Below are 23,219 nucleotides of genomic sequence, written 5' to 3'. Positions count from 1 at the left end.
GAGTGAAGGGGACACCGCACCATGACCGAAGTCAACCGGCCACCCCGACCGGGAGGCTGGACCCGGTTCGTGACCGCCCGCCCCCGGCTCTCCCTGCTCGTCGCCCTCGTCCTCACCGCCCTCGCGGTCGTCGCGGGCAGCGATGTCGCCGACCGCCTGGGCAGCGGCGGCTGGGAGGACCCGGCCGCCCAGTCCACCTACGCGACCAAGGCCCTGGAGCGCGAGTTCCCCGACTCCCAGCCGAACTTCCTGCTGCTGGTCGACGCGGGCGAGGCCTCGGTCGACGACCCGGCCGTCGCCGCCGAGGCGAGGAAGCTGACCGACCGGCTGGCCGCCGAGAAGGGCGTCACGGGCGTCGGCTCCTACTGGCGGACGGGCGCCCCGACCCTGCGCTCGGAGGACGGGAGCGAGGCCCTGATAGCGGCCCGCCTCACCGGCGACGACACCGCCGTGAACAAGACCCTGGACCGCATCGCGCCCGAGCTCCGCGGCACGCACGGCCCGGTCGAGGTCAAGGTCGGCGGCATCCTCGCGGTCCGCCACGAGATGCAGACGACCATCCAGGAGGACCTGCTGCGGGCCGAGATGATCGCCCTGCCGGTGACCCTCGTCCTGCTGGTCATGGTCTTCGGCAGCGCGGTCGCCGCCCTGCTGCCGCTCGGCGTCGGCATCGTCGCGATCCTCGGCACCAACGCGATCCTGCGCGGCCTCACCGAGGTCACCGACGTCTCCGTCTTCGCCCTGAACCTCACCACGGCCATGGGCCTGGGCCTCGCGATCGACTACGCCCTGTTCATCGTGCGCCGCTTCCGAGAGGAGCTGGCCACCGGCGCCGACCCCCTGACCGCCGTCGCCACCACCCTGCGCACAGCCGGCCGCACGGTCCTCTTCTCCGCCCTCACCGTCGCCGTCTCCCTGGCCGCGATGATGGTCTTCCCGCAGTACTTCCTGAAGTCCTTCGCCTACGCGGGCATCGCGGTGGTCCTCCTGGCGGCGGCAGCGGCCCTGATCCTCCTCCCGGCCGCACTGGTCCTCCTGGGCGACCGCGTCAACGCCCTGGACCTGCGCAAGCTGTTCAGGCGCCGCAAGGCGAAGACCGGCAGCGCGGACTCCCCGGCCGCGGAGGAGGGCGCGGCCTGGGGCAGGATGGCAGCCCTCGTCATGCGCCGCGCCCCGTACTTCGCCGTCGCCACGACCGCCGGTCTGCTCCTCCTCGGCCTCCCCTTCCTGGGGGTGAAGTTCGGCACGGCCGACGACCGTCAACTCCCCTCCACCGCCGAGTCGCACATCGTGCAACAGCACCTTCGCGAGGGTTTCCCCGGCACTCCCGGAGGCGGCCTGTCCGTGCTCGCGGAGGGCGAGGCGACGAAGGCGGAGTACGCCACCTACAAGGAACGGCTGGCGGACCTGCCCGAGGTGCTCCGGGTGGAGGGGCCCCTGGTCAACGGCGACTGGGCCTACTTCACCGTGCAGCCGAAGGGCGAGGCGGTCGACGAGGGCGCACAACACCTGGTCGAGGAGATCCGCGCGACGGACGCCCCCTTCGACACCTCGGTGACGGGCACGGCGGCGGTCCTGGTCGACACCAAGGCGGCGATAGGGGACGGCCTCCCCTGGGCCCTCGCCTTCATCGCGATCGTCACCCTGTTCCTGGTCTTCCTGCTCACCGGCAGCGTGCTGATCCCCCTCCAGGCGGTCCTTCTCAACGCCCTCAGCCTGACGGCGATGTTCGGCGCCCTGGTGTGGGTCTTCCAGGACGGCCACCTCTCCGGCCTGCTCGCCTTCACCAGCCCCGGCTCCATAGAGACGACCCTGCCGGTGCTGATGTTCTGCGTGGCCTTCGGACTCTCCATGGACTACGGCGTGTTCCTGCTCTCCCGCATCAAGGAGGAGCACGACCACACCGGCGACCACACCGCCTCGGTGCGCTTCGGGCTCCAGCGCACCGGCGGCCTGATCACCGCCGCGGCCGTCATCCTCGCCGTCGTCATGATCGCCATAGGCACCTCCCGGGTCACCAACACGAAGATGCTCGGCCTCGGCATAGCCCTCGCCGTCCTCATGGACGCCATGGTCATCCGCAGCCTCCTGGTCCCCGCCGTCATGCGCCTCACAGGCCGCGCGACATGGTGGGCCCCGGCCCCCCTGAGGCGCTTCCACGAAAGATTCGGCCTGAGCGAGGGAGAGCCACCCCGCACCCAGAACCCCACCCCCGCCCCAGAACCGGAACCGGCCCACTCCGCCCCCTGACCCGCAGCCTCGGAAAAGGCCGCAGGCCTTTTCAGGGGCGCGGGGAACTGCGCGACCAGCCCCCACCGAAGGGACGCTTGGGGGTCAAAGGGGCGCAGCCCCTTGAGGATGGGACGGGTAGGGGCGGCGGGGGCGAAAAACCCCACACACCGACGATGCGATGCTGACCAACACGGGACCGGCAGTGATCACCGGCCCGAACCGAAGGATGGGGCACATGCGCGCAGTCGTGTTCGAGCAGTTCGGCAAGCCGCTCACGGTGAAGGACCTGGCGGCCCCCCACCCCGCCCCCCACGGCGTGCTCGTCCGCGTAGAGGCGACCGGCCTCTGCCGCAGCGACTGGCACGGCTGGCAGGGCCACGACCCGGACATCACGCTCCCGCACGTCCCCGGCCACGAACTGGCCGGCGTCGTGGAGGAGACCGGCGCGGCGGTCACGGCCTGGCGCCCCGGCGACCGGGTCACCGTCCCGTTCGTGTGCGCCTGCGGCACCTGCGCCGCCTGCGCGGCCGGTGACCAGCAGGTGTGCGAGCGGCAGACACAGCCGGGCTTCACCCACTGGGGTTCGTTCGCCCAGTACGTCGCCCTGGACCACGCCGACGTGAACCTGGTGGCGCTGCCCGACGAGCTGTCGTACGGCACGGCGGCCTCCCTCGGCTGCCGTTTCGCCACGGCGTTCCGCGCGGTGGTAGCGCAGGGCAGGGTCGCGGCGGGGGAGTGGGTGGCCGTCCACGGCTGCGGCGGTGTGGGCCTCTCCGCGGTGATGGTGGCGGCGGCGTCCGGAGCCCGTGTGGTCGCCGTCGACGTGTCGCCCCGGGCGCTGGACCTGGCCCGGAAGTTCGGGGCGGCGGAGTGCGTGGACGCGTCGGCGGTGGAGGACACGGCCGAAGCGGTCCGCGACCTCACCGGCGGCGGCGCCCACCTCTCCCTGGACGCGCTCGGCTCCCCGGCCACCTGCGCGGCCTCCGTCAACGGCCTCCGCCGCCGGGGCCGCCACATCCAGGTCGGCCTGCTCCCCTCCGAGGCGGGCACCACCCCCGTCCCCATGGCCCGCGCGATCGCCCTCGAACTCGAACTCCTGGGCAGCCACGGCATGGCGGCCCACGCCTACCCCCGAATGCTGGAACTGGTCCGCACGGGCGTCCTCCGCCCCGACCTCCTGGTCACCTCGACGATCACCCTGGACGCGGCCCCTGCCGCGCTCGCCGCGATGGGCACGGCCCCCGGCAGCGGGGTGACGGTCATCGAACCGTGGAGCTGACCCCGTTCCCCTCGGGTCGCCCCCGATGGGCGGCCCACTCCGGGGCGAGGATCGACATCCGCACGGCGTCGATCCACTCCCCGCCCTGCCACAGGGTCTGCCGCTCGATCCCCTCGGCGACGAAGCCGACTTTCTCGTAGGCGCGCCGGGCCCTGGGGTTGTGGGTGAAGACGTACAGCGAGACGCGGTGCAGACCGATGTGCTCGAAGGCATGGCCCACCGTGAGCCGCACGGCCTCCGTGCCCAGCCCCCGGTTCTGCCCGCCGGGGCCGATCAGGATCCGGAAGCAACAGCTGCGGTTGGCTTCGTCGACCTCGTTGAGCACGGCCTCACCCACCAGGTCACCGCTGGCCCGGTCCACGATGCCGAGGTCGAGGCGGTCGGTCCGGTCGTTGCGGCTGCCGTACCAGGACCGCAGCCGGTCCGGCTCGAAGCCCTCGGCCGGGCTGCCGGTGAGCCGGACGACCTCCGGGTCGGCCAGGATCCGCGCCATCACGGGCGCGTCGTCCTCGGTGAACGGCCGCAGGACAGCCTTCTCACCGGTGAGTACGGGTTTCTCGGAAAAGCTCATCCCCGGATCCTGGACAGCGAAGGGACCCGGGGACAAACGAATAGTCGCGAGGAGGGACCGCTCAGTCGGCCCTGCGCCCCCGGTTGCCCGGTCTGGAGGCGACCCAGGCGCGGATGGTGTCGGCGTACCAGTAGGGCTTACCGCTCTCCACGTGGTCCGGCGGCGGCAGCAGCCCGTGTTTGCGGTACGAGCGGACGGTGTCGGGCTGCACACGGATGTGCGCCGCGATGTCCTTGTACGACCAGAGAAGTCGTTCGGTCGTCATCAGTGGCACCTCCCTGCGCGCACCACGGCGCGGCCGGGAGGGCCGTAGGGGGAGCCGGGCGCTGCGCTGGCGATTCACAAACCTGTGACCGACCAACGACCCCCGGTGATCGACGCGAGCCCTCGTGTGCCACGTGTGACGAAAAACCCGCGTCCACGTGACACATGTGACAGAAGGGGAACATTCATGACGCACCGCCGCGCGCCTCATGACAAGGGCCCGACGACCGCGCCCTTCAGGGGCGCGGGGAACTGCGCGACCAGCCACGACGAACCCGCGGCCTCGAACGCCCCGCAGCCCCCAGCCCCTTCCGAGCACGCCAACCGCTACGCCCCGCAGGACCTCAGGAACGCCCGCGTCCGCTGAGCGATCGGCAGCGGAGCGTCCGGCTCGCACGGATACATGTCCTGCTCGACGATCGCGAACAGATCCACGTCCAGCTTCGCGGCAGCGGCCAGCACCGGCCCCAGCTCGGGCACACCCTTCGGCGGCTCGCACATCACACCCTTGGCCACGGCCGGCCCGAACGGGATCTCGTTGGCCCGCACGTCGGCCAGGATCTCGGGGTCGACCTGCTTGAGGTGCAGATAGCCGATGCGCTCGCCGTAGGTCTCGATCAGCTTGACGCTGTCGCCGCCGCAGTAGGCGTAGTGCCCGGTGTCGAGGCAGAGGGAGACCACCGAGGAGTCGGTGCCGTCCAGGAAGCGGACGACGTTCTCCTCGCTGTCGATGTGGGTGTCGGCGTGCGGGTGGACGACGATCTGGAGGCCGTACTTCTCCCGCACCTCCCGCCCGAGCCGCTCGGTGAGCTGGGTGAGGTGCCGCCACTGCTCGACGGTCAGTTCGCTGGGCTCCAGCACCTTGCCCGTCTTGTCGTCCCGCCAGAACGACGGGATGACGACGAGGTGCTTGGCGCCCATGGCCTGCGCGAGGACCGCGTTGTCGGCCACGTGCGCCCAGGTCTTCTCCCAGACGTCCGGACCGTGGTGCAACCCGGTGAAGACCGTGCCGGCCGACACTTTCAGGCCGCGTTTGGCGGTCTCCTCGGCGAGGACCGCCGGGTCGGTCGGCAGATAGCCGTACGGGCCCAGCTCGATCCACTCGTAGCCGGAAGCGGCGACCTCGTCGAGGAAGCGCTGCCAGGGGACCTGCTGGGGGTCGTCGGGGAACCAGACGCCCCAGGAGTCGGGCGCCGAGCCGACTCGGATGCGCGAGAGTGAGGACTGAGGTGACAACGACGTCATGGGAGTCAGCTTCAGCCCCGGAGCTGAGGGTGTCAATAGGTAGTCCGAATGTCTGGACAAAGTATTGACAGGGCCGCTCCCACGCGACTAGACCTTGACGGGAACCGGCGCGTGAAGGGAACTCGATGGCGTACGACCTGATCACCATGGGGCGGATCGGTGTGGATCTCTACCCGTTGCAGACGGGCGTCCCGCTGCCGCAGGTGACGTCCTTCGGGAAGTTCCTCGGCGGATCGGCGACGAATGTCGCGGTGGCCGCGTCCCGACTCGGCCGCACCACCGCCGTCATCACCCGCACCGGTGAGGACCCCTTCGGCGACTACCTCCACCAGGCGCTGCGCGACTTCGGCGTGGACGACCGCTGGGTCACCCCGGTGCCGGGCCTCGCGACCCCGATCACCTTCTGCGAGGTCTTCCCGCCGGACGACTTCCCGCTGTACTTCTACCGCAGGCCCAAGGCCCCGGACCTGGAGATCGATGCCCACGAGCTCGACCTCGACGCGATCGCCGGGACCCGCATCTTCTGGGTGACCGGCACGGGCCTGAGCGAGGAGCCCAGCCGCACGGCGACGCTCGCCGCGCTCGCCCACCGCGCCAAGGCGGGGACGACGGTCTTCGACCTCGACTGGCGCCCCATGTTCTGGACCGACCCGGCCGAGGCCCGCCCCTTCTACGAGGAGGCCCTGCGGCACACCACCGTCGCCGTCGGCAACCTGGACGAGGTCGAGGTCGCCACCGGGGTCCGCGAGCCACAGGCCGCCGCCCGCGCGCTGCTCGACGCCGGTGTCGAACTGGCGGTCGTCAAGCAGGGCCCCAAGGGTGTCCTCGCGGTCAACAGCAAGGGCGAGTCCGCCGAGGTCCCGCCGCTGCCCGTGAACGTCCTCAACGGCCTCGGTGCCGGTGACGCCTTCGGCGGCTCCCTCTGCCACGGCCTGCTCGAAGGCTGGGACCTGGAGAAGATCATGCGGTACGCCAACGCGGCCGGCGCGATCGTCGCCTCCCGTCTGGAGTGCTCCTCCGCCATGCCCACGGTGGATGAGATCGAGACAGCGGTCGCGGCGGGAGCGGTCCTGTGACCTCCACCCGCCCCGTGGGCCCCCTCGGTCCCGTAGACGTCTCCGCCCTCGTCCGCACCCGGGTCCACCACCCCGAGGCGATTGCCGAGGCCGCCGCCCGCCGCACCCGGCGCCCCCTGATCGGCGACTCCGGCCGGCTCATGATCGTCGCCGCCGACCACCCGGCCCGTGGCGCCCTCTCCGTCGGCGACCGCAAGCTCGCCATGGCGAACCGCGCCGACCTCCTCGAACGACTGTGCCTGGCCCTGTCCCGCCCCGGCGTGGACGGCGTCCTCGCGACCGCCGACATCCTCGACGACCTGCTCCTCCTCGGCGCCCTCGACGGCAAGGTCGTCATGGGCTCGATGAACCGGGGCGGCCTCGCGGGCGCCAGCTTCGAACTGGACGACCGCTTCACCGGCCACCGCCCCGAGGACATGCGGCGCCTCGGCTTCGACGCCGGCAAGCTCCTGCTGCGCGTCGACTACGACGACCCGGGCTCGCTCACCACCCTGGAGTCCACCGCCCGCGCCGTGGACGCCATGGCCGAGCGCCGACTCCCCGTGTTCGTCGAGCCGTTCATCAGCCACCGCGACCCGGCCACCGGCAAGGTCAAGAACGACCTGAGCGCCGAGGCCGTCACCAAGTCGATCGCCATAGCGGCGGGCCTCGGCGGCAGTTCGGCGTACACCTGGCTGAAGGTGCCCGTCACCGAGAACCCCGACGACATGGCCCGCGTCATGGAGACCTCGACGCTGCCCGCCGTCCTGCTCGGCGGCGACGTCGGCGAGGACCAGGAGGGCGCGTACGAGAAGTGGCGCGGCGCGCTGCAACTGCCCACCGTGCAGGGCCTGGTGGTCGGCCGCTCGTTGCTCTACCCGGCGGACGACGACGTGACCGCCGCCGTGGACACCGCCGTCGGACTGTTGTGAGGGCCGCATGACACAGAAGACCGAGCTGTACGTACCCAAGGGCGCCACCGCGAACGCCCAGTACACCCTCGACATCGATCCGAAGAGGGCGGGCTGGACCCACAGCAGCCTCAGGATCGTGGAGTTGGGACCGGACGGGACGCACACCTTCACGACCGGGGACAGTGAGTGGATCGTGCTGTCCCTGGGCGGCGGTTGTACGGTTCAGGTGTCGGAGGAACCGGGCAATTCAGACGGTGACGGGGTCACGGAGTTTCAGATCCTGGGCAGGGAGAGCGTGTTCGCCGGAGTCTCCGACTTCGTGTACGCGCCCCGCGACGCCCGGGTACAGATCGCCTCCGGCGCGGGAGGCCGCTTCGCTTTGGCAGGAGCGAAGTGCGAGCGACGACTCCCCGCTCGTTACGGCCCCGCGCCGGAGGTCCCCGTGGAGGACCGGGGCAGCGGCACCTGCGCCCGTCAGGTGCGCAACTTCGCCTCCGCCGACGCTTTCGCGTGCGACAAGCTGATCACCGTCGAGGTCATCACCCCCGGCGGCAACTGGTCCTCGTACCCGCCGCACAAGCACGACGAGAACCGGCCGGGCGAGGAGACCGAACTCGAGGAGATCTACTACTTCGAGATCGACGGCCCGAACGGCTTCGGCTACCAGCGCGTGTCGCCCTCCCGCGAGGGCGGCGCCGAGGTGCTCGCCGAGGTCCGTTCCGGTGACGCGGTGCTCGTTCCCGACGGCTGGCACGGCCCGTCCATCGCGCAGCCCGGCCACAGCATGTACTACCTGAACGTGATGGCGGGCCCCGGGCCCGAGCGCAAGTGGCAGATCTGCTTCCACCCCGACCACACGGAGGGGTACCGATGAGCCCGACCACGACCACGGCCACCACGCGGCTCACCGTCGCCCAGGCCCTCGTCCGCTTCCTCGCCGCCCAGTACACCGAGCGCGACGGCGAGCGGCAGCGGCTGATCGGCGCCACCTGGGGCATCTTCGGCCACGGCAACGTCGCGGGCCTCGGCCAGGCGCTGGTCGAGTACGCCGACGACATGCCCTACCTCCAGGGCCGCAACGAGCAGTCGATGGTGCACGCGGCCGTCGGCTACGCCCGCCAGTCGAACCGGCTGTCGACGCACGCGGTGACGACGTCCATCGGCCCCGGCGCCACCAACCTCGTCACCGGCGCGGCCCTCGCCACCATCAACCACCTCCCGGTGCTGCTCCTCCCCGGCGACATCTTCGCCACCCGCCCGGCGGACCCGGTCCTCCAGCAGCTCGAAGTGCCGTACGCGGGCGACATCAGCGTCAACGACACCCTGCGCCCGGTGTCGCGGTACTTCGACCGGATCACCCGCCCCGAGGCGCTGATCCCGGCCGCGCTCCAGGCGATGCGCGTCCTCACCGACCCCGTCGAGACGGGCGCGGTCACCCTCGCCCTGCCGCAGGACGTGCAGGCGGAGGCGTACGACTGGCCGGAGGAGTTCTTCGCCGAGCGGACCTGGACCGTGCGCCGGCCGGCGGCGGACGTCGCCGAACTGGCCGCCGCGATCGACGCGATCCGAGGCGCCCGCCGCCCGCTGATCGTCGCCGGCGGCGGTGTCCACCACGCCCGCGCGGAGGAGGCGCTCGCCGAACTGGCCGACGCCACCGGCATCCCCGTAGCCTCCACCCAGGCCGGCAAGGGCTCCCTCCGCTTCGACCACCCGCAGGACGTGGGCGGCATCGGCCACACCGGAACGGCGACCGCCAACGAACTGGCCCGCACCGCCGACCTGGTGATCGGCGTCGGCACCCGCTGGACGGACTTCACCACGGCCTCGAACACCCTCTTCGCCGCCGACGGCGTCCGCTTCCTCAACCTCAACATCGCACCCTACGACGGCCACAAGCTCTCCGGTCTGCCGCTGGTCGCGGACGCGCGGGCGGGTCTCGAAGCGCTCTCCGAGGCGCTGGAGGTGCACGGCCACCGGGTCGCCGACGCGTACGTCGCCGAGTACGCGGAGGACAAGCAGCGCTGGGAGCACCGCGTCGACGCCTGCTACGAGGCCGACGAACCGGACACCCGGCCCACCCAGGCCCAGGTCCTCGGCCTCCTCGACGAGCTCGTCGACGAGTCCGACATCCTCATCAACGCGGCCGGTTCCCTCCCCGGTGACCTGCACAAACTGTGGCGGTCCCGGTCGCGGGACCAGTACCACCTGGAGTACGGCTACTCCTGCATGGGGTACGAGATCCCGGCCGCGATCGGTGTCCGGATGGCCGCTCCCGGGCGCCCCGTGTGGGCACTGGTAGGCGACGGCACGTACCTGATGATGCCGACCGAGATCGTCACGGCCGTGCAGGAGAACGTCCCGATCAAGGTGCTGCTGGTGCAGAACCACGGGTACGCCTCCATCGGCGGCCTCTCGGAGTCGGTCGGCGGCGAGCGGTTCGGCACCGCGTACCGCCACCGGAATCCGGACGACGGCCTGTTCACGGGCGCCCCCCTGCCCGTGGACCTCGCCGCCAACGCGGCCAGTCTCGGCATGCGCGTCCTGCGCGCCAAGACGGTCCGTGACCTGCGCGCCGCCCTCGCCGAGGCACGGGCGGCCGACACTCCCACTTGTGTCTACGTGGAGACCGAAACGGCAGACACAGTGTCGGGCCCGCCTCCCGCGCAGGCCTGGTGGGATGTACCTGTGGCCGAGACCGCGACCCGCGCGTCGGCGGTCAAGGCACGCGAGGAGTACGACCGGCACGTCTCAACCCGACGCCGCCATCTGTAAGCAAGGAGTTTCTGGAATGACGAAGATCGTCAACCACTGGATCGGCGGCAAGACCGTCGAAGGCGCGTCGGGTACGTTCGGGCCGGTCACGGACCCGGCGACCGGCGCGGTCACCACCAAGGTCGCCTTCGCGACCGTCGACGAGGTCGACGCGGCGGTCCGCACCGCCAAGGAGGCCTTCGCCACCTGGGGCCAGTCGTCGCTGGCCCAGCGCACCTCGATCCTGTTCAAGTTCCGCGCGCTGCTGGACGCCAACCGGGACGCGATCGCGGAGCTGATCACCGCCGAGCACGGCAAGGTGCACTCCGACGCGCTCGGCGAGGTCGCGCGCGGCCTGGAGATCGTCGACCTGGCCTGCGGCATCAACGTGCAGCTGAAGGGTGAGCTGTCGACGCAGGTCGCGAGCCGCGTGGACGTCTCCTCGATCCGCCAGCCGCTGGGTGTCGTCGCCGGCATCACGCCGTTCAACTTCCCGGCGATGGTCCCGATGTGGATGTTCCCGATCGCCATCGCGACGGGCAACACGTTCGTGCTGAAGCCGTCGGAGAAGGACCCGTCGGCCTCCATCAAGATCGCCGAGCTGCTGGCGGAAGCGGGTCTGCCGGACGGCGTCTTCAACGTCGTCCACGGCGACAAGGTGGCCGTCGACCGCCTCCTGGAGCACCCGGACGTCAAGGCGGTCTCCTTCGTCGGCTCGACCCCGATCGCCCGCTACATCCACACCACGGCCTCGGCGAACGGCAAGCGCGTGCAGGCCCTCGGCGGCGCCAAGAACCACATGCTGGTCCTCCCGGACGCCGACCTGGACGCGGCGGCGGATGCCGCTGTGAGCGCGGCGTACGGCTCCGCCGGCGAGCGCTGCATGGCGATCTCGGCCGTCGTGGCGGTGGGCGCGATCGGCGACGAACTCGTGGAGAAGATCCGCGAACGCGCCGAGAAGATCAAGATCGGCCCCGGCAACGACCCGACCTCGGAGATGGGCCCGCTGATCACGGCCGTCCACCGCGACAAGGTGGCGTCGTACGTCACCGGCGCGGCGGCCGAGGGCTGCGAGGTCGTCCTCGACGGCACCGGCTTCACCGTCGACGGCTACGAGGACGGCCACTGGATCGGCATCTCGCTCCTCGACAAGGTGCCCACGACCGCGAAGGCGTACCAGGACGAGATCTTCGGCCCGGTGCTGACCGTCCTGCGCGTCGACACCTACGACGAGGGCATCGCCCTCATCAACGCCTCGCCGTTCGGCAACGGCACCGCGATCTTCACCCGCGACGGCGGCGCCGCCCGCCGCTTCCAGCTGGAGGTCGAGGCCGGCATGGTCGGCGTCAACGTCCCGATCCCGGTCCCCGTCGGCTATCACTCCTTCGGTGGCTGGAAGGACTCCCTCTTCGGAGACCACCACATCTACGGCAACGACGGCACCCACTTCTACACCCGGGGCAAGGTCGTCACCACCCGCTGGCCCGACCCGGCCGACGGTCCCTCGGCCGTGGACCTGGGCTTCCCGCGCAACCACTGAGCCCTGAAACGTGACAGAGGGGCGGCCGTGCACCGGCCGCCCCTCTGTCACGTCTCCCGGGGCGGTCGGACGAGCCGCCCCTGCCGCCGGCCTGGCCCCTGGGCTACCAATTCTTCCAGCACGGGGTGTTCGGCCAGCACGCCGCCGAGACGGAGTGACCGTTCGACGGCGTCCGGCCGGTGTCGGCGGAGGTGACGCCGACGGCTGTGGCGATCAGGGCGGCGGTGACCGCGGCCGTGGTCAGGGCCTTGGTGATGAGTCGTTGCATCGCTGCGTCGATCCCTTCGCGCAGTGGGGGTTGCGATAGATCATCAGCTTGTTGGATCACTGGCCCACGAGTCAATGTGAAACTTCAAGTAACTTTCGCGCGCCGCACCGGTGTGCGGAGCGAACCGAAGGGCCACTTATCAGGTTGCTGTCAGGTCCGTCGCGCGCCCCCGCATACCGCACCCGCTGTATGCCGAATTCCCCCCGTACGACCGTGGGATGTCCCACTCTTCCCCCCTCAGGGGGCCATGGGGCACCGGTACCGCCCCGTACCGTTGACGCATGGATCTTCGACTGACCGGGCCGCGACTGCGCGGAGCGCTGCGGCGGAGGCCGCGGCGGGTCGTCGCCGCCGCGGCCGCCGTCGTCGTGCTCGCCGGGGCCGGCACCTGGACGGCCACCGCCTCGGACGAGGCGGCGCCGGTGAAACGCGCCGACCAGTCCATGGAGACGGCCGACGGCGTGCGCATCGACACCTCGTACTTCACCTCCGGCGGCGACGGCCGCCGCCCGGCCGTCCTGCTCGGCCACGGCTTCGGCGGCAGCAAGAACGACGTCCGCGACCAGGCCGAGGACCTCGCCCGCGACGGCTACGCGGTGCTGACCTGGTCCGCCCGCGGCTTCGGCAAGTCGACCGGCAAGATCGGCCTCAACGACCCGAAGGGCGAGGTCGCCGACGTCTCGAAGCTGATCGACTGGCTGGCGGAACGCCCCGAGGTGCGGCTCGACAAGAAGGGCGACCCGCGCCTCGGCATGGCCGGCGCCTCCTACGGCGGAGCGATCGCCCTGCTGACCGCCGGGTACGACGACCGCGTCGACGCCATCGCGCCCGCGATCACGTACTGGAACCTGGCGGACGCCCTCTTCCCGAACGGCGTCTTCAAGAAGCTGTGGGCCGGGCTCTTCGTCAACACCGGCGGCGGCTGCGAGAAGTTCGAGACGCAGCTGTGCGAGATGTACCAGCGGGTCGCCGAGTCCGGACAGCCCGACGCGGAGGCCGTGAAGCTGCTCGACGCGCGCAGCCCCGAGGCCGTCGGCGACCGCATCAAGGTGCCCACCCTGCTGATGCAGGGCCAGACCGACTCCCTCTTCCCGCTCGGTCAGGCCGACGCCGCCGCCAAGGCGATCAAAGCCAACGGCGCCCCCGTGGACGTCGACTGGATCTCCGGCGGCCACGACGGCGGCGACATGGAGACCGGCCGGGTCCAGGCCCGCACGGACGCCTGGTTCGACCGCTACCTCAAGGACGACAAGGGCGCCGACACCGGCTCCGCGTTCCGTGTCACCCGCACCCTCGGCACCGGCTCCGGCGACGGCGAACCCCGCCTCGCCGGCACCACCGACGACACCTACCCGGGCCTGGAGAGCGACCCCACGAAGATCGCCCTCGCGGGCCGTGAGCAGAGCTTCGAGAACCCGGCCGGCGCCAACCCGCCCGGCATCTCCGCGCTCCCCGGCCTCGGCGCGGCCGGCGGCCTCGCCCAGCTCTCCACGCTCGGCGTCAGCATCTCCCTGGACTTCCCCGGCCAGTTCGCCGCGTTCCAGTCGAAGCCCGTCGCCGACGACCTCCAGATCACCGGCTCGCCCACGGCGACGGTCCACGTCAAGTCCACCAGCGAGGACGCCGTCCTCTTCGCCAAGGTGTACGACGTCGGCCCGGACGGCAGGTCCCAGGTCCTCCCGTCCCAGCTCGTCGAGCCGCTGCGCGTCGAGGGCGCCAAGGCCGGCAAGGACGTGACGCTCACCCTCCCCGCCATCGACCACGAACTCGACGACGGCCACAGCCTCCGCCTCGTCCTCGCCTCCACCGACCTCGGCTACGCCTCCCCGACGACCCCGGCGACGTACACCGTCTCCCTCAAGGGCGACCTGGAGGTGCCCACGCCGCTCGGCCGGGCCGACCGCACGGACGTGCTGCCCGCCTGGGTCTGGTACCTGCCGATCGCGGGTGCCGTGATCGCCGCGATCCTGCTGGTCACCGGACGCCGCCGCATCGTCACCCCGGCCCCGGACCCGGCGCTCGCCGAGGTCCCGCTCCAGATCACCGACCTGAGCAAGAAGTACAGGAACGGCGACCGCTACAGCGTCCGCGACCTCTCCTTCCGCGTCGAGAAGGGCCAGGTCCTCGGCCTCCTCGGGCCGAACGGCGCGGGCAAGACGACGACCCTGCGCATGCTGATGGGCCTGATCCAGCCCGACGGCGGCCAGATCCGGGTCTTCGGCCACGCGATCGTGCCGGGCGCCCCGGTGCTCTCCCGGGTCGGCGCGTTCGTCGAGGGCGCGGGCTTCCTCCCGCACCTCTCCGGCCGCGAGAACCTGGAGCTGTACTGGGCCGCCACCGGCCGCCCCGCCGAGGACGCGCACCTCGACGAGGCCCTGGAGATCGCCGGCCTCGGCGACGCCCTGGCCCGCGCCGTCCGCACCTACTCCCAGGGCATGCGCCAGCGCCTGGCCATCGCCCAGGCCATGCTGGGCCTGCCCGACCTGCTGATCCTCGACGAACCGACCAACGGACTCGACCCGCCACAGATCCGCGAGATGCGCGAGGTCATGATCCGGTACGCGGCCGCCGGCCGCACGGTCATCGTCTCCAGCCACCTGCTGGCCGAGGTCGAGCAGACCTGTACGCATCTGGTCGTCATGGACCACGGGCAGCTCGTCCAGGCGGGCCCCGTGAGCGAGATCGTCGGCTCCGGCGACACGCTGCTGGTCGGCACGTCCGAGCCCGTGGACGAGCCGGTCGTCGAGAAGATCGCCGCCCTGCCGGGCGTCGACTCGGCCGTCCGCGCCGACGAGGGCCTGGTGGTCCGCCTCGGCGCCGACGGCAGCGCCCAGCGCCTGGTCGCCGAACTCGTACGGCTGGAGGTCCCCGTGGCGTCGGTCGGCCCCCACCGCCGCCTCGAAGACGCCTTCCTCACCCTGATCGGAGAGTCCGCATGAGCACGCTGGCCGAGCGTGCCGAGCACGCACAACCCGGGTCCGAGCGGCCCGTGGAGGTCGCCGACGGCTACCGCGCCGGCCGCACCCTCCCCCTGCGGGTCGAGCTGGTCCGCCAGCTCAAGCGCCGCCGCACGATGGTCATGTTCGGCATCCTGTTCGCCCTGCCGCTGGTGTTGCTGATCGCCTTCCAGGTCGGCGGCTCGCCCGGCGAGGGCAACAACCGCACCAACCTGATGGACACCGCCACGGCGTCCGGCGCGAACTTCGCCGCGGTGAACCTGTTCGCCGCGGCGGGCTTCCTCCTCGTCATCCCCGTCGCGCTGTTCTGCGGCGACACGGTCGCCTCGGAGGCCAGCTGGTCCTCCCTGCGCTACCTCCTCGCCGCGCCCGTGCCCCGCGCCCGGCTGCTGTGGTCCAAGCTCGTCGTCGGACTCACCCTCAGCCTCGCCGCGCTGGTGCTGCTGCCGGTCGTCGCCCTCGCCGTCGGCACCGCCGCCTACGGCTGGGGGCCGCTGCAGCTGCCGACCGGCGGCGAACTCGCCGCCGGTGCCGCCGCGCAGGCCCTGGTGATCACCGTGGCGTACATCTTCGTGTCCCAACTGGTCACCGCCGCCCTGGCGTTCTGGCTGTCCACGAGGACCGACGCGCCGCTCGGCGCGGTCGGCGGCGCCGTCGGCCTCACCATCGTCGGCAGCGTCCTCGACGAGGTGACCGCCCTCGGCGACTGGCGCCACTTCCTGCCCACGCACTGGCAGTACGCCTGGCTGGACGTGGTCCGCCCGCAGCCCGAGTACACCGACATGATCCAGGGCGTCTCGATTTCCATAACGTACGCCCTGGTCCTGTTCGCCCTGGCCTTCAGGGGTTTCGGCCGCAAGGACGTCGTCTCCTAGGTCAACGGAAGATCACCTACCGGTCTCGACGGGCCCCCGCCGTGGCCGCTTCGAGACGGATCCGCAACTCCCCGTAGCGCACGTCCGGGCCCCCCGCGCCGTCACAGTCACAACAGTCGCCCACGAAAAGGCGACAGATGACGTGGCTAGGGGGCCCGGATGCACACGTATCGCAGGACCAGTCCGACGACGAGGCCGCGGCCGACGGCACCACGACACCGGCGACGGCTCGGCACCGCGCTCCTCGCCCTGGGCACGGCCGGCGCCCTCCTCCTCACCGGGTGCAGCGGCAGCGTCGACGGGCAGGGCGACTCCTCCTCGTACGACCGGGGCAAGGGCGAGAGCCGTCCCGACGACGGCTTCCCGGCCCCCGCCCCCGAGGGCACCGGGCCCCGCGAGCAGCGGGAGGGCGAGCCGGACGGCGAGCCCCAGGACATCGCCCCGACCCCCGACGACTTCCTGTCCACCTTCGCCCTCGACGTCGACACCGCCTCCTACGGCTACGCCCGCCGCACCCTCGACGACGGCGGCCTGCCCGACCCGGCGACCGTGCGCCCGGAGGAATTCGTCAACAGCTTCCGCCAGGACTACGAACGCCCCGACGGCGACGGCTTCTCGGTGACCGTCGACGGCGCCCGGACGGACGACGACGGCCGTGACGGGACCTGGTCCCTGGTCCGCGTCGGCCTCGCCACCCGAGCCGCCGGCGGCGACAGCGAGCGCCCGCCCGCCGCCCTCACCTTCGTCATCGACGTCTCCGGCTCCATGGCCGAACCGGGCCGCCTCGACCTCGCCCAGGACGCCCTGCGCACGATGACGAACCGGCTGCGCGACGACGACTCGGTCGCCATCGTCACCTTCAGCGACCAGGCCGAGACCGTCCTGCCGATGACCCGCCTCGACGACGACCGGGACCAGGTACTGGACGCGGTCGACAGCCTGGAACCCACCGCCTCCACCAACCTCGCGGCGGGCGTCGAGACCGGCTACGAGACCGCCGTCGACGGCCTGCGCAAGGGCGCCACCAACCGGGTCGTGCTGCTGTCCGACGCCCTCGCCAACACCGGCGCCACCGACGCCGACACCATCCTCGAACGCATCGCGAGCGAACGCCGCGAGCACGGCATCACCCTCTTCGGCGTCGGTGTCGGCAGCGACTACGGCGACGAGCTCATGGAACAGCTCGCCGACCGGGGCGACGGCCACACCACCTACGTCTCCACCGAGGAGGAGGCCGAGAAGGTCTTCTGCGAGGAACTCCCGCGCCACGTCGACCTCACCGCCCGCGACGCCAAGGTCCAGGTCTCCTTCGACCCGGCGACGGTCGAGGAGTTCCGCCTGATCGGCTACGACAACCGGCAGGTCGCCGACGAGGACTTCCGCGACGACCGTGTCGACGGCGGCGAGGTCGGCCCCGGCCACACCGTCACCGCCCTCTACGCCGTCCGCACCGAGGAGGGCACCGAGGACGGCCACCTCGCCACCGCCACCGTCCGCTGGCTCGACCCCGACTCCCGCACCCCGCACGAGGAATCCGCCGGCCTGGAGGCCTCGGCGCTCCACGGCGACCTGTGGGGCTCTTCACCGCACGGCCTCCGCGTCGCCGCCGTGGCCGCGTACTTCGCCGACTCCCTCCGCCGCCAGGACACCCGCTGGACCCACCTCCCCGCCCGCCCCACCCTCCGCCAACTGGGCCACCGAGCCGACGACTTGGCCCGGGACCGCGAGGACAAGGACCTCTACGACCTGGCCGAGGCGATCAGGACGGCGGACACCCTGCTCGGCTAGCTCGCCGGACCCGGGCCGCCCCGCCCCGGCCGCCCGGAGTCGCCGAAACCATTGAAAATTCCTTACGCACCGGTAAGTTGACTCGTCGGTAATGAACCGGTCATGGGGCCTCGGGGAGTGGTGATGGGCGTACGCAAGGACTTGAACAAGGCGAAACAGCGAGGCGGCCTCACCGACCGCGTCAAGGTCGAGGTCGTCCGGGACGAGCGGGGCGTCGTCCGTGAGGCACGCACCCCGGCCCTCGCGCCCCGCCTGAGCGGCGGCAGCATCGCCGACCTGCCGTACGTCAACGCGACCGAGGCCCCCGACGCGGTGGTGCTGCGCCGTGCCGACCACCACGGCGCCTACCACCCCGTCACCGCCACCGACTTCGTCCGCGAAGTCACCGCCACCGCCAAGGGGTTGATCGCCGCCGGGCTCGAACCCGGCGGCCGGGTCGCGGTGATGTCCCGCACCCGCTACGAGTGGACCGTCCTCGACTTCGCCGTCTGGGCCGCCGGCGGTCAGTCCGTCCCCGTCTACGCCACGTCCTCGCCCGACCAGATCGAGTGGATCGTCCGCGACTCCGGCTGCCGCTTCGTGGTCGTGGAGACCCCCGAGAACGCGGAGGCCGTCGCCACCGCCACCGCCCGCCACTCCCAGCCCCCGCACGTCTGGCAGATCGACCGGCAGGCCCTCGCCCACCTCGCCGACCTGGGCCGGGGCGTCCTCGACGACGAGGTCACCAAGCGCCGCGCCGCCCTCACCCCCGACACGGCCGCGACCATCTGCTACACCTCCGGCACCACCGGCCGCCCCAAGGGCTGCGTCCTCACCCACGCCAACCTCCACGCGGAGGCCGCCAACACGGTCGAACTGCTCCACCCGATCTTCAAGGAGATCTCCGGCCAGGTCGCCTCCACCCTCCTCTTCCTCCCCCTCGCCCACATCCTCGGCCGCACGATCCAGATCGCCTGTCTCCTGGCCCGCATCGAGATCGGCCACTGCCCGAGCATCAAGCCCGACGAACTCCGGCCCGCGCTCAAGAGGTTCCGCCCCACCTTCCTGGTCGGCGTCCCGTACCTGTTCGAGCGGATCCACGCCACCGGCCGCGCCACCGCCGAACGCCTCGGCCGCGGCGCCTCCTTCGACCGAGCCCACCGCCTCGGCGTCCGCTTCGCCCGCGCCTACCTCGACAAGTTCCTGGACCGGGGCCCCGGCCCGACCCCCGGCCTGTACGCCGCCTGGGCCCTGTACGACCTGCTGGTCTACCGCCGCGTCCGCAAGGAGCTCGGCGGCCGCATGCGCTACGCCATCAGCGGCGGCTCCCCCCTCGACCGCGACCTCAACCTCTTCTTCTACGCCGCCGGGATCATCGTCTACGAGGGCTACGGCCTGACCGAGACCACCGCCGCCGCCACCATCGTCCCGCCGCTGAAGCCCCGCCCCGGCACAGTGGGCCAGCCCGTTCCCGGCACCGCCGTCCGCATCGCCGACGACGGCGAGGTCCTCATCAAGGGCGCCATCGTCTTCGGCACCTACTGGAACAACCCGGTCGCCACCGACGCCGCCCTCACCGACGACTGGTTCGCCACCGGCGACCTCGGCGCGCTCGACGAGGACGGCTACCTCACCATCACCGGCCGCAAGAAGGACATCCTCGTCACCTCCGGCGGCAAGAACGTCTCCCCGGCCGTCCTGGAGGACCGGCTGCGCAGCCGTCCCCCGGTCGGGCAGTGCATCGTCGTCGGCGACAACCGCCCCTTCGTCGCCGCCCTCATCACCCTCGACCCCGAGGACGTCACCCACTGGCTGCACGTCCGCGGCATGCCCCCGGACACCCCGCTCTCCGAGATCGTCACCGACCCCCGGATGCGCGCCGACGTCCAACAGGCCGTCGACTACGCGAACCAAGCCGTCTCCCGCGCCGAGTCCATCCGCGAGTTCAAGCTGGTGGAAGGCGAGTTCACCGAGGACAACGGCCTGCTCACCCCCTCCATGAAGGTCAAACGCCACGCGGTCACGACGGCGTACGCGGCGGCGATCGAGTCGCTGTACGCCAGGAAGTGAGCCGGGGGCGACGGTGTTCGGACACACGAAGAACGGGCCGCCGATGAACTCGGCGACCCGCTCGTGTCCGTCCGGTGGTGGCGTCGGTGTTACTTGCCGCCGTCCTTGCCGTTGCCGTTGTCCGAGAGGATCGGGATGTCGGACAGGATGTGCGACAGGGGCTCGTCACCCTTGGCCTGGGTGGAGTTCTCGGTGCACTGCTGGTTCTGCGGGGCGGAGAGGATCGGGACGTCCTGCAGCGCGGAGATCCCGAGGGCTCCGATGCCCCCGACGTTGAGCTTGGCAGGCAGACCGATGCAGGGCTTGTTGAGCGAGCCTTGGACCAGCGAGAGCTGCGGGCTCATGTCGCCCTTGGTCACCGAGTTGCCGAACGCCTGGCTGGCACCGTTGCCGCTGAACGAGGTGGTCCCACCGTCGTCCGCGAGCGCCTGGGGCGCGGTCGCGGCACCGAGGCCGGCAATGGAAGCAGCAACAGCCGCGGTGGCCCACAGCTTGTTCATGTTGGATCCCTTCGGAAAGCGGACTCCGTTGCGGAGTTGCGCTCTGATCAACCTGACGTCCGGCCAACAGTTGCGCGGTTTGCCCCTATTGGCGCATTAGGAGGCTTATCGGGTGTTACTTGCCGCCGTCCTTGCCGTTGCCGTTGTCCGAGAGGATCGGGATGTCGGACAGGATGTGCGAGAGCGGCTCGTCACCCTTGGCCTGGGTGGAGTTCTCGGTGCACTGCTGGTTCTGCGGGGCCGACAGGATCGGGACGTCCTGCAGCGCGGAGATCCCGATGAGTCCGATGCCGCCGAGGTTGAGCTTCGCGGGCAGGCCGATGCAGGGCTTGTTGAACGAGCCCTGGATCAGCGCCATCTGCGGGCTCATGTTCCCGTACGTGGCCGAGTTGCCGTAGACCTGATGGGCGTCGTTCCCGCTGAAGGTGGTGGTGCCGGCGTCGTCGGCGAGCGCCTGGGGCGCTGCGGCGGCCGAGGCTCCGACGACGGAGGCGGCGATCGTCGCTGCGGTCATCATCTTCTTGATCACTTGCGATTCCCTTCTGGAAGAACCCCGTTTCCACCGGAGCGCCATGGACAACTTCCGCAGGACTTTCCGGTTGCTCCGATTCACTCCGTCGGCCCACGCGGCGGAGTGAAAGCGGGGCGTGCGAGGTTTGGCCGGTGCTCCGGAATTCGCCGGTGCGAGCGGGCCGAACGGGTGATGTGTCGAAACCGGTGGAGGCGGGTCACCGTTGCTGCCTGAGCAGGGACCTGCGGGTCCGCCAGGAAAGGAACGCGAAATGCTCAAGAAGGCAATGGCCGCGGTCACGGTCGCCGCTTCCATCACCGGCCTCGCGGCCGCCGCCGCCCCCCAGGCGCTCGCCGACGACGGTGGGACCACCTCGTTCAGCGGCAACGGTGCCAGCCAGGCGTTCGGCAACTCGGTGACCAAGGGCGACATGAGCCCGCAGCTCTCGCTGGTCCAGGGCTCGCTGAACAAGCCCTGTGTCGGTCTGCCGGTCAAGGGCAACCTCGGTGGCCTCGGCCTCCTCGCCGGAGTCTCCGTGCTGCAGGACGTCCCGATCCTGTCGGCGCCGCAGAACCAGCAGTGCACCGAGAACTCCACCCAGGCCAAGGGTGACGAGCCGCTGTCGCACATCCTGTCCGACATTCCGATTCTCTCGGACAACGGCAACGGCGACGGAAAGCACTGATCGGAAAATCATCGAACGACTCGGGTCGCGCGCGGTGGCGTTCGGCCCGAGTCGTTCGTCTGCCCCCGGACGCGCCATTCGGGTGGCATCGATATGCCTTTCCGACAATCTCGCGGGGCGATCGGGTGAATTACCCTACCCTCCGCGTTCGGAAGTTTCTTCCGATGTCTATGCCTCGTTTCACAGGCTGCAGGTCATGATGCGAGCCGTCCATGCTGTGCTCGCTCGGTTTCGGCCGTCAATTCGGGCATGACCGCAGAGAAAGGAAATGACGTGAAGCTCAAGAAGAGCGCTGCCGTCGTCGCCGGCGCGATCATGGCCCTGAGCATCGCCACCCCGGCCTTCGCCGACGCCGAGGCCAAGGGTGCCGCCATCGGGTCCCCGGGTGTCCTCTCGGGCAACGTGGTTCAGGTTCCGATCCACATCCCGGTCAACGTGTGCGGCAACTCCATCAACATCATCGGGCTGCTCAACCCGGCAGCCGGCAACGTGTGCGTCAACGACTGACGTCGTAACGCCTCGCACCAGCCGCTCGGCTGTGCCTCAGCCGGTCTTGGAGTGTCCTCAACGGCTCCAAGGCCGGCTTTTCCCACTTCTGCGAGCAGGAAGAACACGAGATGCGACAGACCCTGCGCAAGAGAATGGTCGTGGCCGCCGCGACGACAGGCCTGCTGTCCCTCTACGGCACGCCGGTCCTCGCGGACACGGGCGCGCACGGGGCCGCCGCGAACTCGCCCGGCGTGGCTTCGGGCAACGCGGTCGAGGTGCCGGTCACCGTCCCGGTCAACGTCTGCGGCAACACCGTCGACGCGGCCGCCCTCGGCAATCCGTCCGTCGGCAACGCGTGCGGCAACACCGGCGACCACACCTCGGAGAAAGCCGAGAAAGCCGAGAAAGTCGAGCAGGCCGAGAAGACCGAGAGCGCCAAGAGCAGCAAGAACGTCCCGGAGCGTGCCGCTCCGGTCGCGGAGCCCGTGTACACCCCGGCCCCCGCGTCCGGGCCCGACGAGTCGGTCTCCTCGGCGCCGGAACCCGAGGACCCCTGGGCGCCGTCGTCGTACGAGGAGTACACGGAGCCCGACGCTCACCAGGCGCCCGACCAGCACGGGGCGTACGACGAGGGCGCGGCGTACGAGGAGTTCACGCAGGACTGGGACGACGGCGGCTACGGACACCACGACGACTCGTCGAGCGGCTACGGCGACCAGCCGAACGACGAGGAGACCGAAGGCGGTTACGGCGACCACCCGCCGACCAACCCGCCCACCGAGACCCCGCACCCGACCAAGCCGCCGACCAACCCGCCGACGAAGCCCCCGCACCCCACGAAACCGCCGACGACTCCGCCGACGAAGCCCCCGCACTCGACGCACCCGCCCACGAAGCCGCCGACGCACCCCCCGACGCAGTCGCCGCATCCCACGAAGCCGCCGACGAATCCGCCGACGAAGCCTCCGCACACGACGAAACCGCCGACGACTCCGCCGACGAAGCCCCCGCACTCGACGCACCCGCCCACGAAGCCGCCGACGCACCCCCCGACCCACCCGCCGACGACGCCGCCCACCAAGCCGCCCACGCTCCCCGAGACCGGCAGCGACCGTGAGGCGCTGATCGGCGCCGGGGTCGCCAGCTTCGCGCTGATCGCGGGCGGGGCCATCGTCTACCGGCGGGGCCGGGCCGCAGCCGGCCGATGACCGGACGGTAGTCGCTCCATGGGTGCCGGGGGCGCGTC

Annotated in this window: 20 protein-coding genes; 14 read left to right on the top strand and 6 right to left on the bottom strand. The window is 71.1% G+C overall.

The features are described 5' to 3' along the window. The first annotated feature begins 21 nt into the window (after positions 1-21). Together L3078_RS16375 and L3078_RS16370 are read left to right on the top strand one after the other, a co-directional pair. Entirely contained in the window at positions 22-2,250 is a 2,229-nt protein-coding gene (locus tag L3078_RS16375) for an MMPL family transporter (RefSeq protein WP_239754424.1), read from the top strand. A gap of 217 nt (positions 2,251-2,467) precedes the next feature. Next, entirely contained in the window at positions 2,468-3,511 is a 1,044-nt protein-coding gene (locus L3078_RS16370; RefSeq protein WP_239754423.1) for a zinc-dependent alcohol dehydrogenase family protein, read from the top strand. On the opposite strand, the gene L3078_RS16365 is transcribed toward L3078_RS16370, so the two are convergent. From L3078_RS16365 to L3078_RS16355, 3 genes are all read right to left on the bottom strand, one after another. Further along, positions 3,492-4,082: a GNAT family N-acetyltransferase gene (locus L3078_RS16365; protein ID WP_239754421.1), complete on the bottom strand. Its 591-nt coding sequence runs from the start codon at positions 4,080-4,082 to the stop codon at positions 3,492-3,494. The two genes, L3078_RS16370 and L3078_RS16365, sit on opposite strands and share 20 nt — an antisense overlap. 61 nt (positions 4,083-4,143) lie before the next feature. Then, positions 4,144-4,347: a helix-turn-helix transcriptional regulator gene (locus L3078_RS16360; RefSeq protein ID WP_239754419.1), complete on the bottom strand. Its 204-nt coding sequence runs from the start codon at positions 4,345-4,347 to the stop codon at positions 4,144-4,146. A gap of 326 nt (positions 4,348-4,673) precedes the next feature. Further along, positions 4,674-5,591 (bottom strand): sugar phosphate isomerase/epimerase family protein, encoded by a 918-nt coding sequence (locus L3078_RS16355; RefSeq protein WP_220648693.1) that lies wholly within the window; start codon positions 5,589-5,591, stop codon positions 4,674-4,676. Between the two features lie 125 nt (positions 5,592-5,716). On the opposite strand from L3078_RS16355, the gene iolC reads away from it, so the two are divergent. The 5 genes from iolC to mmsA are packed head-to-tail and all read left to right on the top strand — an operon-like array spanning position 5,717 to position 11,851. After that, complete coding sequence (iolC, locus tag L3078_RS16350) at positions 5,717-6,667, top strand: 5-dehydro-2-deoxygluconokinase (RefSeq protein WP_239754417.1); 951 nt, start codon at positions 5,717-5,719, stop codon at positions 6,665-6,667. A gap of 14 nt (positions 6,668-6,681) precedes the next feature. After that, positions 6,682-7,578 (top strand): Cgl0159 family (beta/alpha)8-fold protein, encoded by an 897-nt coding sequence (locus tag L3078_RS16345; protein ID WP_239760344.1) that lies wholly within the window; start codon positions 6,682-6,684, stop codon positions 7,576-7,578. A gap of 7 nt (positions 7,579-7,585) precedes the next feature. Then, positions 7,586-8,434, top strand: coding sequence for a 5-deoxy-glucuronate isomerase (gene iolB, locus L3078_RS16340; RefSeq protein WP_239754415.1), 849 nt, complete (start codon positions 7,586-7,588; stop codon positions 8,432-8,434). After that, positions 8,431-10,332, top strand: coding sequence for a 3D-(3,5/4)-trihydroxycyclohexane-1,2-dione acylhydrolase (decyclizing) (gene iolD, locus L3078_RS16335; protein WP_239754413.1), 1,902 nt, complete (start codon positions 8,431-8,433; stop codon positions 10,330-10,332). Before iolB ends, iolD begins: the two co-directional genes overlap by 4 nt. A gap of 16 nt (positions 10,333-10,348) precedes the next feature. Beyond that, a complete protein-coding gene (gene mmsA, locus L3078_RS16330; protein WP_239754411.1) occupies positions 10,349-11,851 on the top strand; it encodes a CoA-acylating methylmalonate-semialdehyde dehydrogenase in 1,503 nt (500 codons plus the stop codon). Positions 11,852-11,954: 103 nt separating this feature from the next. Here mmsA and L3078_RS16325 read toward each other — a convergent pair whose 3' ends face one another. Continuing rightward, positions 11,955-12,119, bottom strand: a complete 165-nt coding sequence (locus L3078_RS16325; protein WP_239754410.1) for a hypothetical protein — start codon at positions 12,117-12,119, stop codon at positions 11,955-11,957. A gap of 281 nt (positions 12,120-12,400) precedes the next feature. Here L3078_RS16325 and L3078_RS16320 point away from each other — a divergent pair, with 281 nt between their 5' ends. From L3078_RS16320 to L3078_RS16305, 4 genes are all read left to right on the top strand, one after another. Then, a complete protein-coding gene (locus L3078_RS16320; RefSeq protein WP_239754409.1) occupies positions 12,401-15,058 on the top strand; it encodes an alpha/beta fold hydrolase in 2,658 nt (885 codons plus the stop codon). Beyond that, the gene (locus L3078_RS16315) at positions 15,055-15,951 is read left to right on the top strand and encodes an ABC transporter permease (protein WP_239754408.1); all 897 of its coding nucleotides are present in this window, start codon (positions 15,055-15,057) and stop codon (positions 15,949-15,951) included. The genes L3078_RS16320 and L3078_RS16315 overlap by 4 nt, the downstream gene beginning before the upstream one ends. A 159-nt stretch (positions 15,952-16,110) precedes the next feature. After that, a complete protein-coding gene (locus tag L3078_RS16310; RefSeq protein ID WP_239754407.1) occupies positions 16,111-17,739 on the top strand; it encodes a vWA domain-containing protein in 1,629 nt (542 codons plus the stop codon). A gap of 123 nt (positions 17,740-17,862) precedes the next feature. After that, a complete protein-coding gene (locus tag L3078_RS16305; RefSeq protein ID WP_239760343.1) occupies positions 17,863-19,788 on the top strand; it encodes an AMP-dependent synthetase/ligase in 1,926 nt (641 codons plus the stop codon). A gap of 89 nt (positions 19,789-19,877) precedes the next feature. Here the strand turns inward: L3078_RS16305 and L3078_RS16300 are convergent, their stop codons facing one another. Together L3078_RS16300 and L3078_RS16295 are read right to left on the bottom strand one after the other, a co-directional pair. Then, the gene (locus L3078_RS16300; RefSeq protein WP_239754406.1) at positions 19,878-20,288 is read right to left on the bottom strand and encodes a rodlin; all 411 of its coding nucleotides are present in this window, start codon (positions 20,286-20,288) and stop codon (positions 19,878-19,880) included. A 115-nt stretch (positions 20,289-20,403) separates the two neighbouring features. Then, positions 20,404-20,817: a rodlin gene (locus L3078_RS16295; protein WP_239754405.1), complete on the bottom strand. Its 414-nt coding sequence runs from the start codon at positions 20,815-20,817 to the stop codon at positions 20,404-20,406. Positions 20,818-21,070: 253 nt separating this feature from the next. Here L3078_RS16295 and L3078_RS16290 point away from each other — a divergent pair, with 253 nt between their 5' ends. From L3078_RS16290 to L3078_RS16280, 3 genes are all read left to right on the top strand, one after another. Beyond that, positions 21,071-21,484 (top strand): rodlin, encoded by a 414-nt coding sequence (locus L3078_RS16290; protein WP_239754403.1) that lies wholly within the window; start codon positions 21,071-21,073, stop codon positions 21,482-21,484. Between the two features lie 249 nt (positions 21,485-21,733). Next, on the top strand, positions 21,734-21,991 hold the full coding sequence (locus L3078_RS16285; protein ID WP_239754401.1) for a chaplin: 258 nt from the start codon (positions 21,734-21,736) through the stop codon (positions 21,989-21,991). A gap of 110 nt (positions 21,992-22,101) precedes the next feature. Beyond that, positions 22,102-23,181, top strand: a complete 1,080-nt coding sequence (locus L3078_RS16280; RefSeq protein ID WP_239754399.1) for a chaplin family protein — start codon at positions 22,102-22,104, stop codon at positions 23,179-23,181. The last annotated feature ends 38 nt before the right edge of the window (positions 23,182-23,219 follow it).

Source organism: Streptomyces deccanensis (genome assembly GCF_022385335.1).
Classification (GTDB): domain Bacteria; phylum Actinomycetota; class Actinomycetes; order Streptomycetales; family Streptomycetaceae; genus Streptomyces; species Streptomyces deccanensis.
This window is presented reverse-complemented; position numbering and strand designations above follow the sequence as displayed.

Bases quoted from the DNA above. Each gene is read 5' to 3' on its own strand.
- L3078_RS16325 (WP_239754410.1), bottom strand. From the start codon at position 12,119: ATGCAACGACTCATCACCAAGGCCCTGACCACGGCCGCGGTCACCGCC.
- L3078_RS16280 (WP_239754399.1), top strand. From the start codon at position 22,102: ATGCGACAGACCCTGCGCAAGAGAATGGTCGTGGCCGCCGCGACGACA.
- L3078_RS16285 (WP_239754401.1), top strand. From the start codon at position 21,734: ATGACCGCAGAGAAAGGAAATGACGTGAAGCTCAAGAAGAGCGCTGCC.
- L3078_RS16360 (WP_239754419.1), bottom strand. From the start codon at position 4,347: ATGACGACCGAACGACTTCTCTGGTCGTACAAGGACATCGCGGCGCAC.
- iolC (WP_239754417.1), top strand. From the start codon at position 5,717: ATGGCGTACGACCTGATCACCATGGGGCGGATCGGTGTGGATCTCTAC.
- L3078_RS16305 (WP_239760343.1), top strand. From the start codon at position 17,863: ATGGGCGTACGCAAGGACTTGAACAAGGCGAAACAGCGAGGCGGCCTC.
- mmsA (WP_239754411.1), top strand. From the start codon at position 10,349: ATGACGAAGATCGTCAACCACTGGATCGGCGGCAAGACCGTCGAAGGC.
- L3078_RS16300 (WP_239754406.1), bottom strand. From the start codon at position 20,288: ATGAACAAGCTGTGGGCCACCGCGGCTGTTGCTGCTTCCATTGCCGGC.
- L3078_RS16320 (WP_239754409.1), top strand. From the start codon at position 12,401: ATGGATCTTCGACTGACCGGGCCGCGACTGCGCGGAGCGCTGCGGCGG.
- L3078_RS16370 (WP_239754423.1), top strand. From the start codon at position 2,468: ATGCGCGCAGTCGTGTTCGAGCAGTTCGGCAAGCCGCTCACGGTGAAG.
- iolB (WP_239754415.1), top strand. From the start codon at position 7,586: ATGACACAGAAGACCGAGCTGTACGTACCCAAGGGCGCCACCGCGAAC.
- L3078_RS16290 (WP_239754403.1), top strand. From the start codon at position 21,071: ATGCTCAAGAAGGCAATGGCCGCGGTCACGGTCGCCGCTTCCATCACC.
- L3078_RS16315 (WP_239754408.1), top strand. From the start codon at position 15,055: ATGAGCACGCTGGCCGAGCGTGCCGAGCACGCACAACCCGGGTCCGAG.
- iolD (WP_239754413.1), top strand. From the start codon at position 8,431: ATGAGCCCGACCACGACCACGGCCACCACGCGGCTCACCGTCGCCCAG.
- L3078_RS16310 (WP_239754407.1), top strand. From the start codon at position 16,111: ATGCACACGTATCGCAGGACCAGTCCGACGACGAGGCCGCGGCCGACG.
- L3078_RS16365 (WP_239754421.1), bottom strand. From the start codon at position 4,082: ATGAGCTTTTCCGAGAAACCCGTACTCACCGGTGAGAAGGCTGTCCTG.
- L3078_RS16375 (WP_239754424.1), top strand. From the start codon at position 22: ATGACCGAAGTCAACCGGCCACCCCGACCGGGAGGCTGGACCCGGTTC.
- L3078_RS16355 (WP_220648693.1), bottom strand. From the start codon at position 5,591: ATGACGTCGTTGTCACCTCAGTCCTCACTCTCGCGCATCCGAGTCGGC.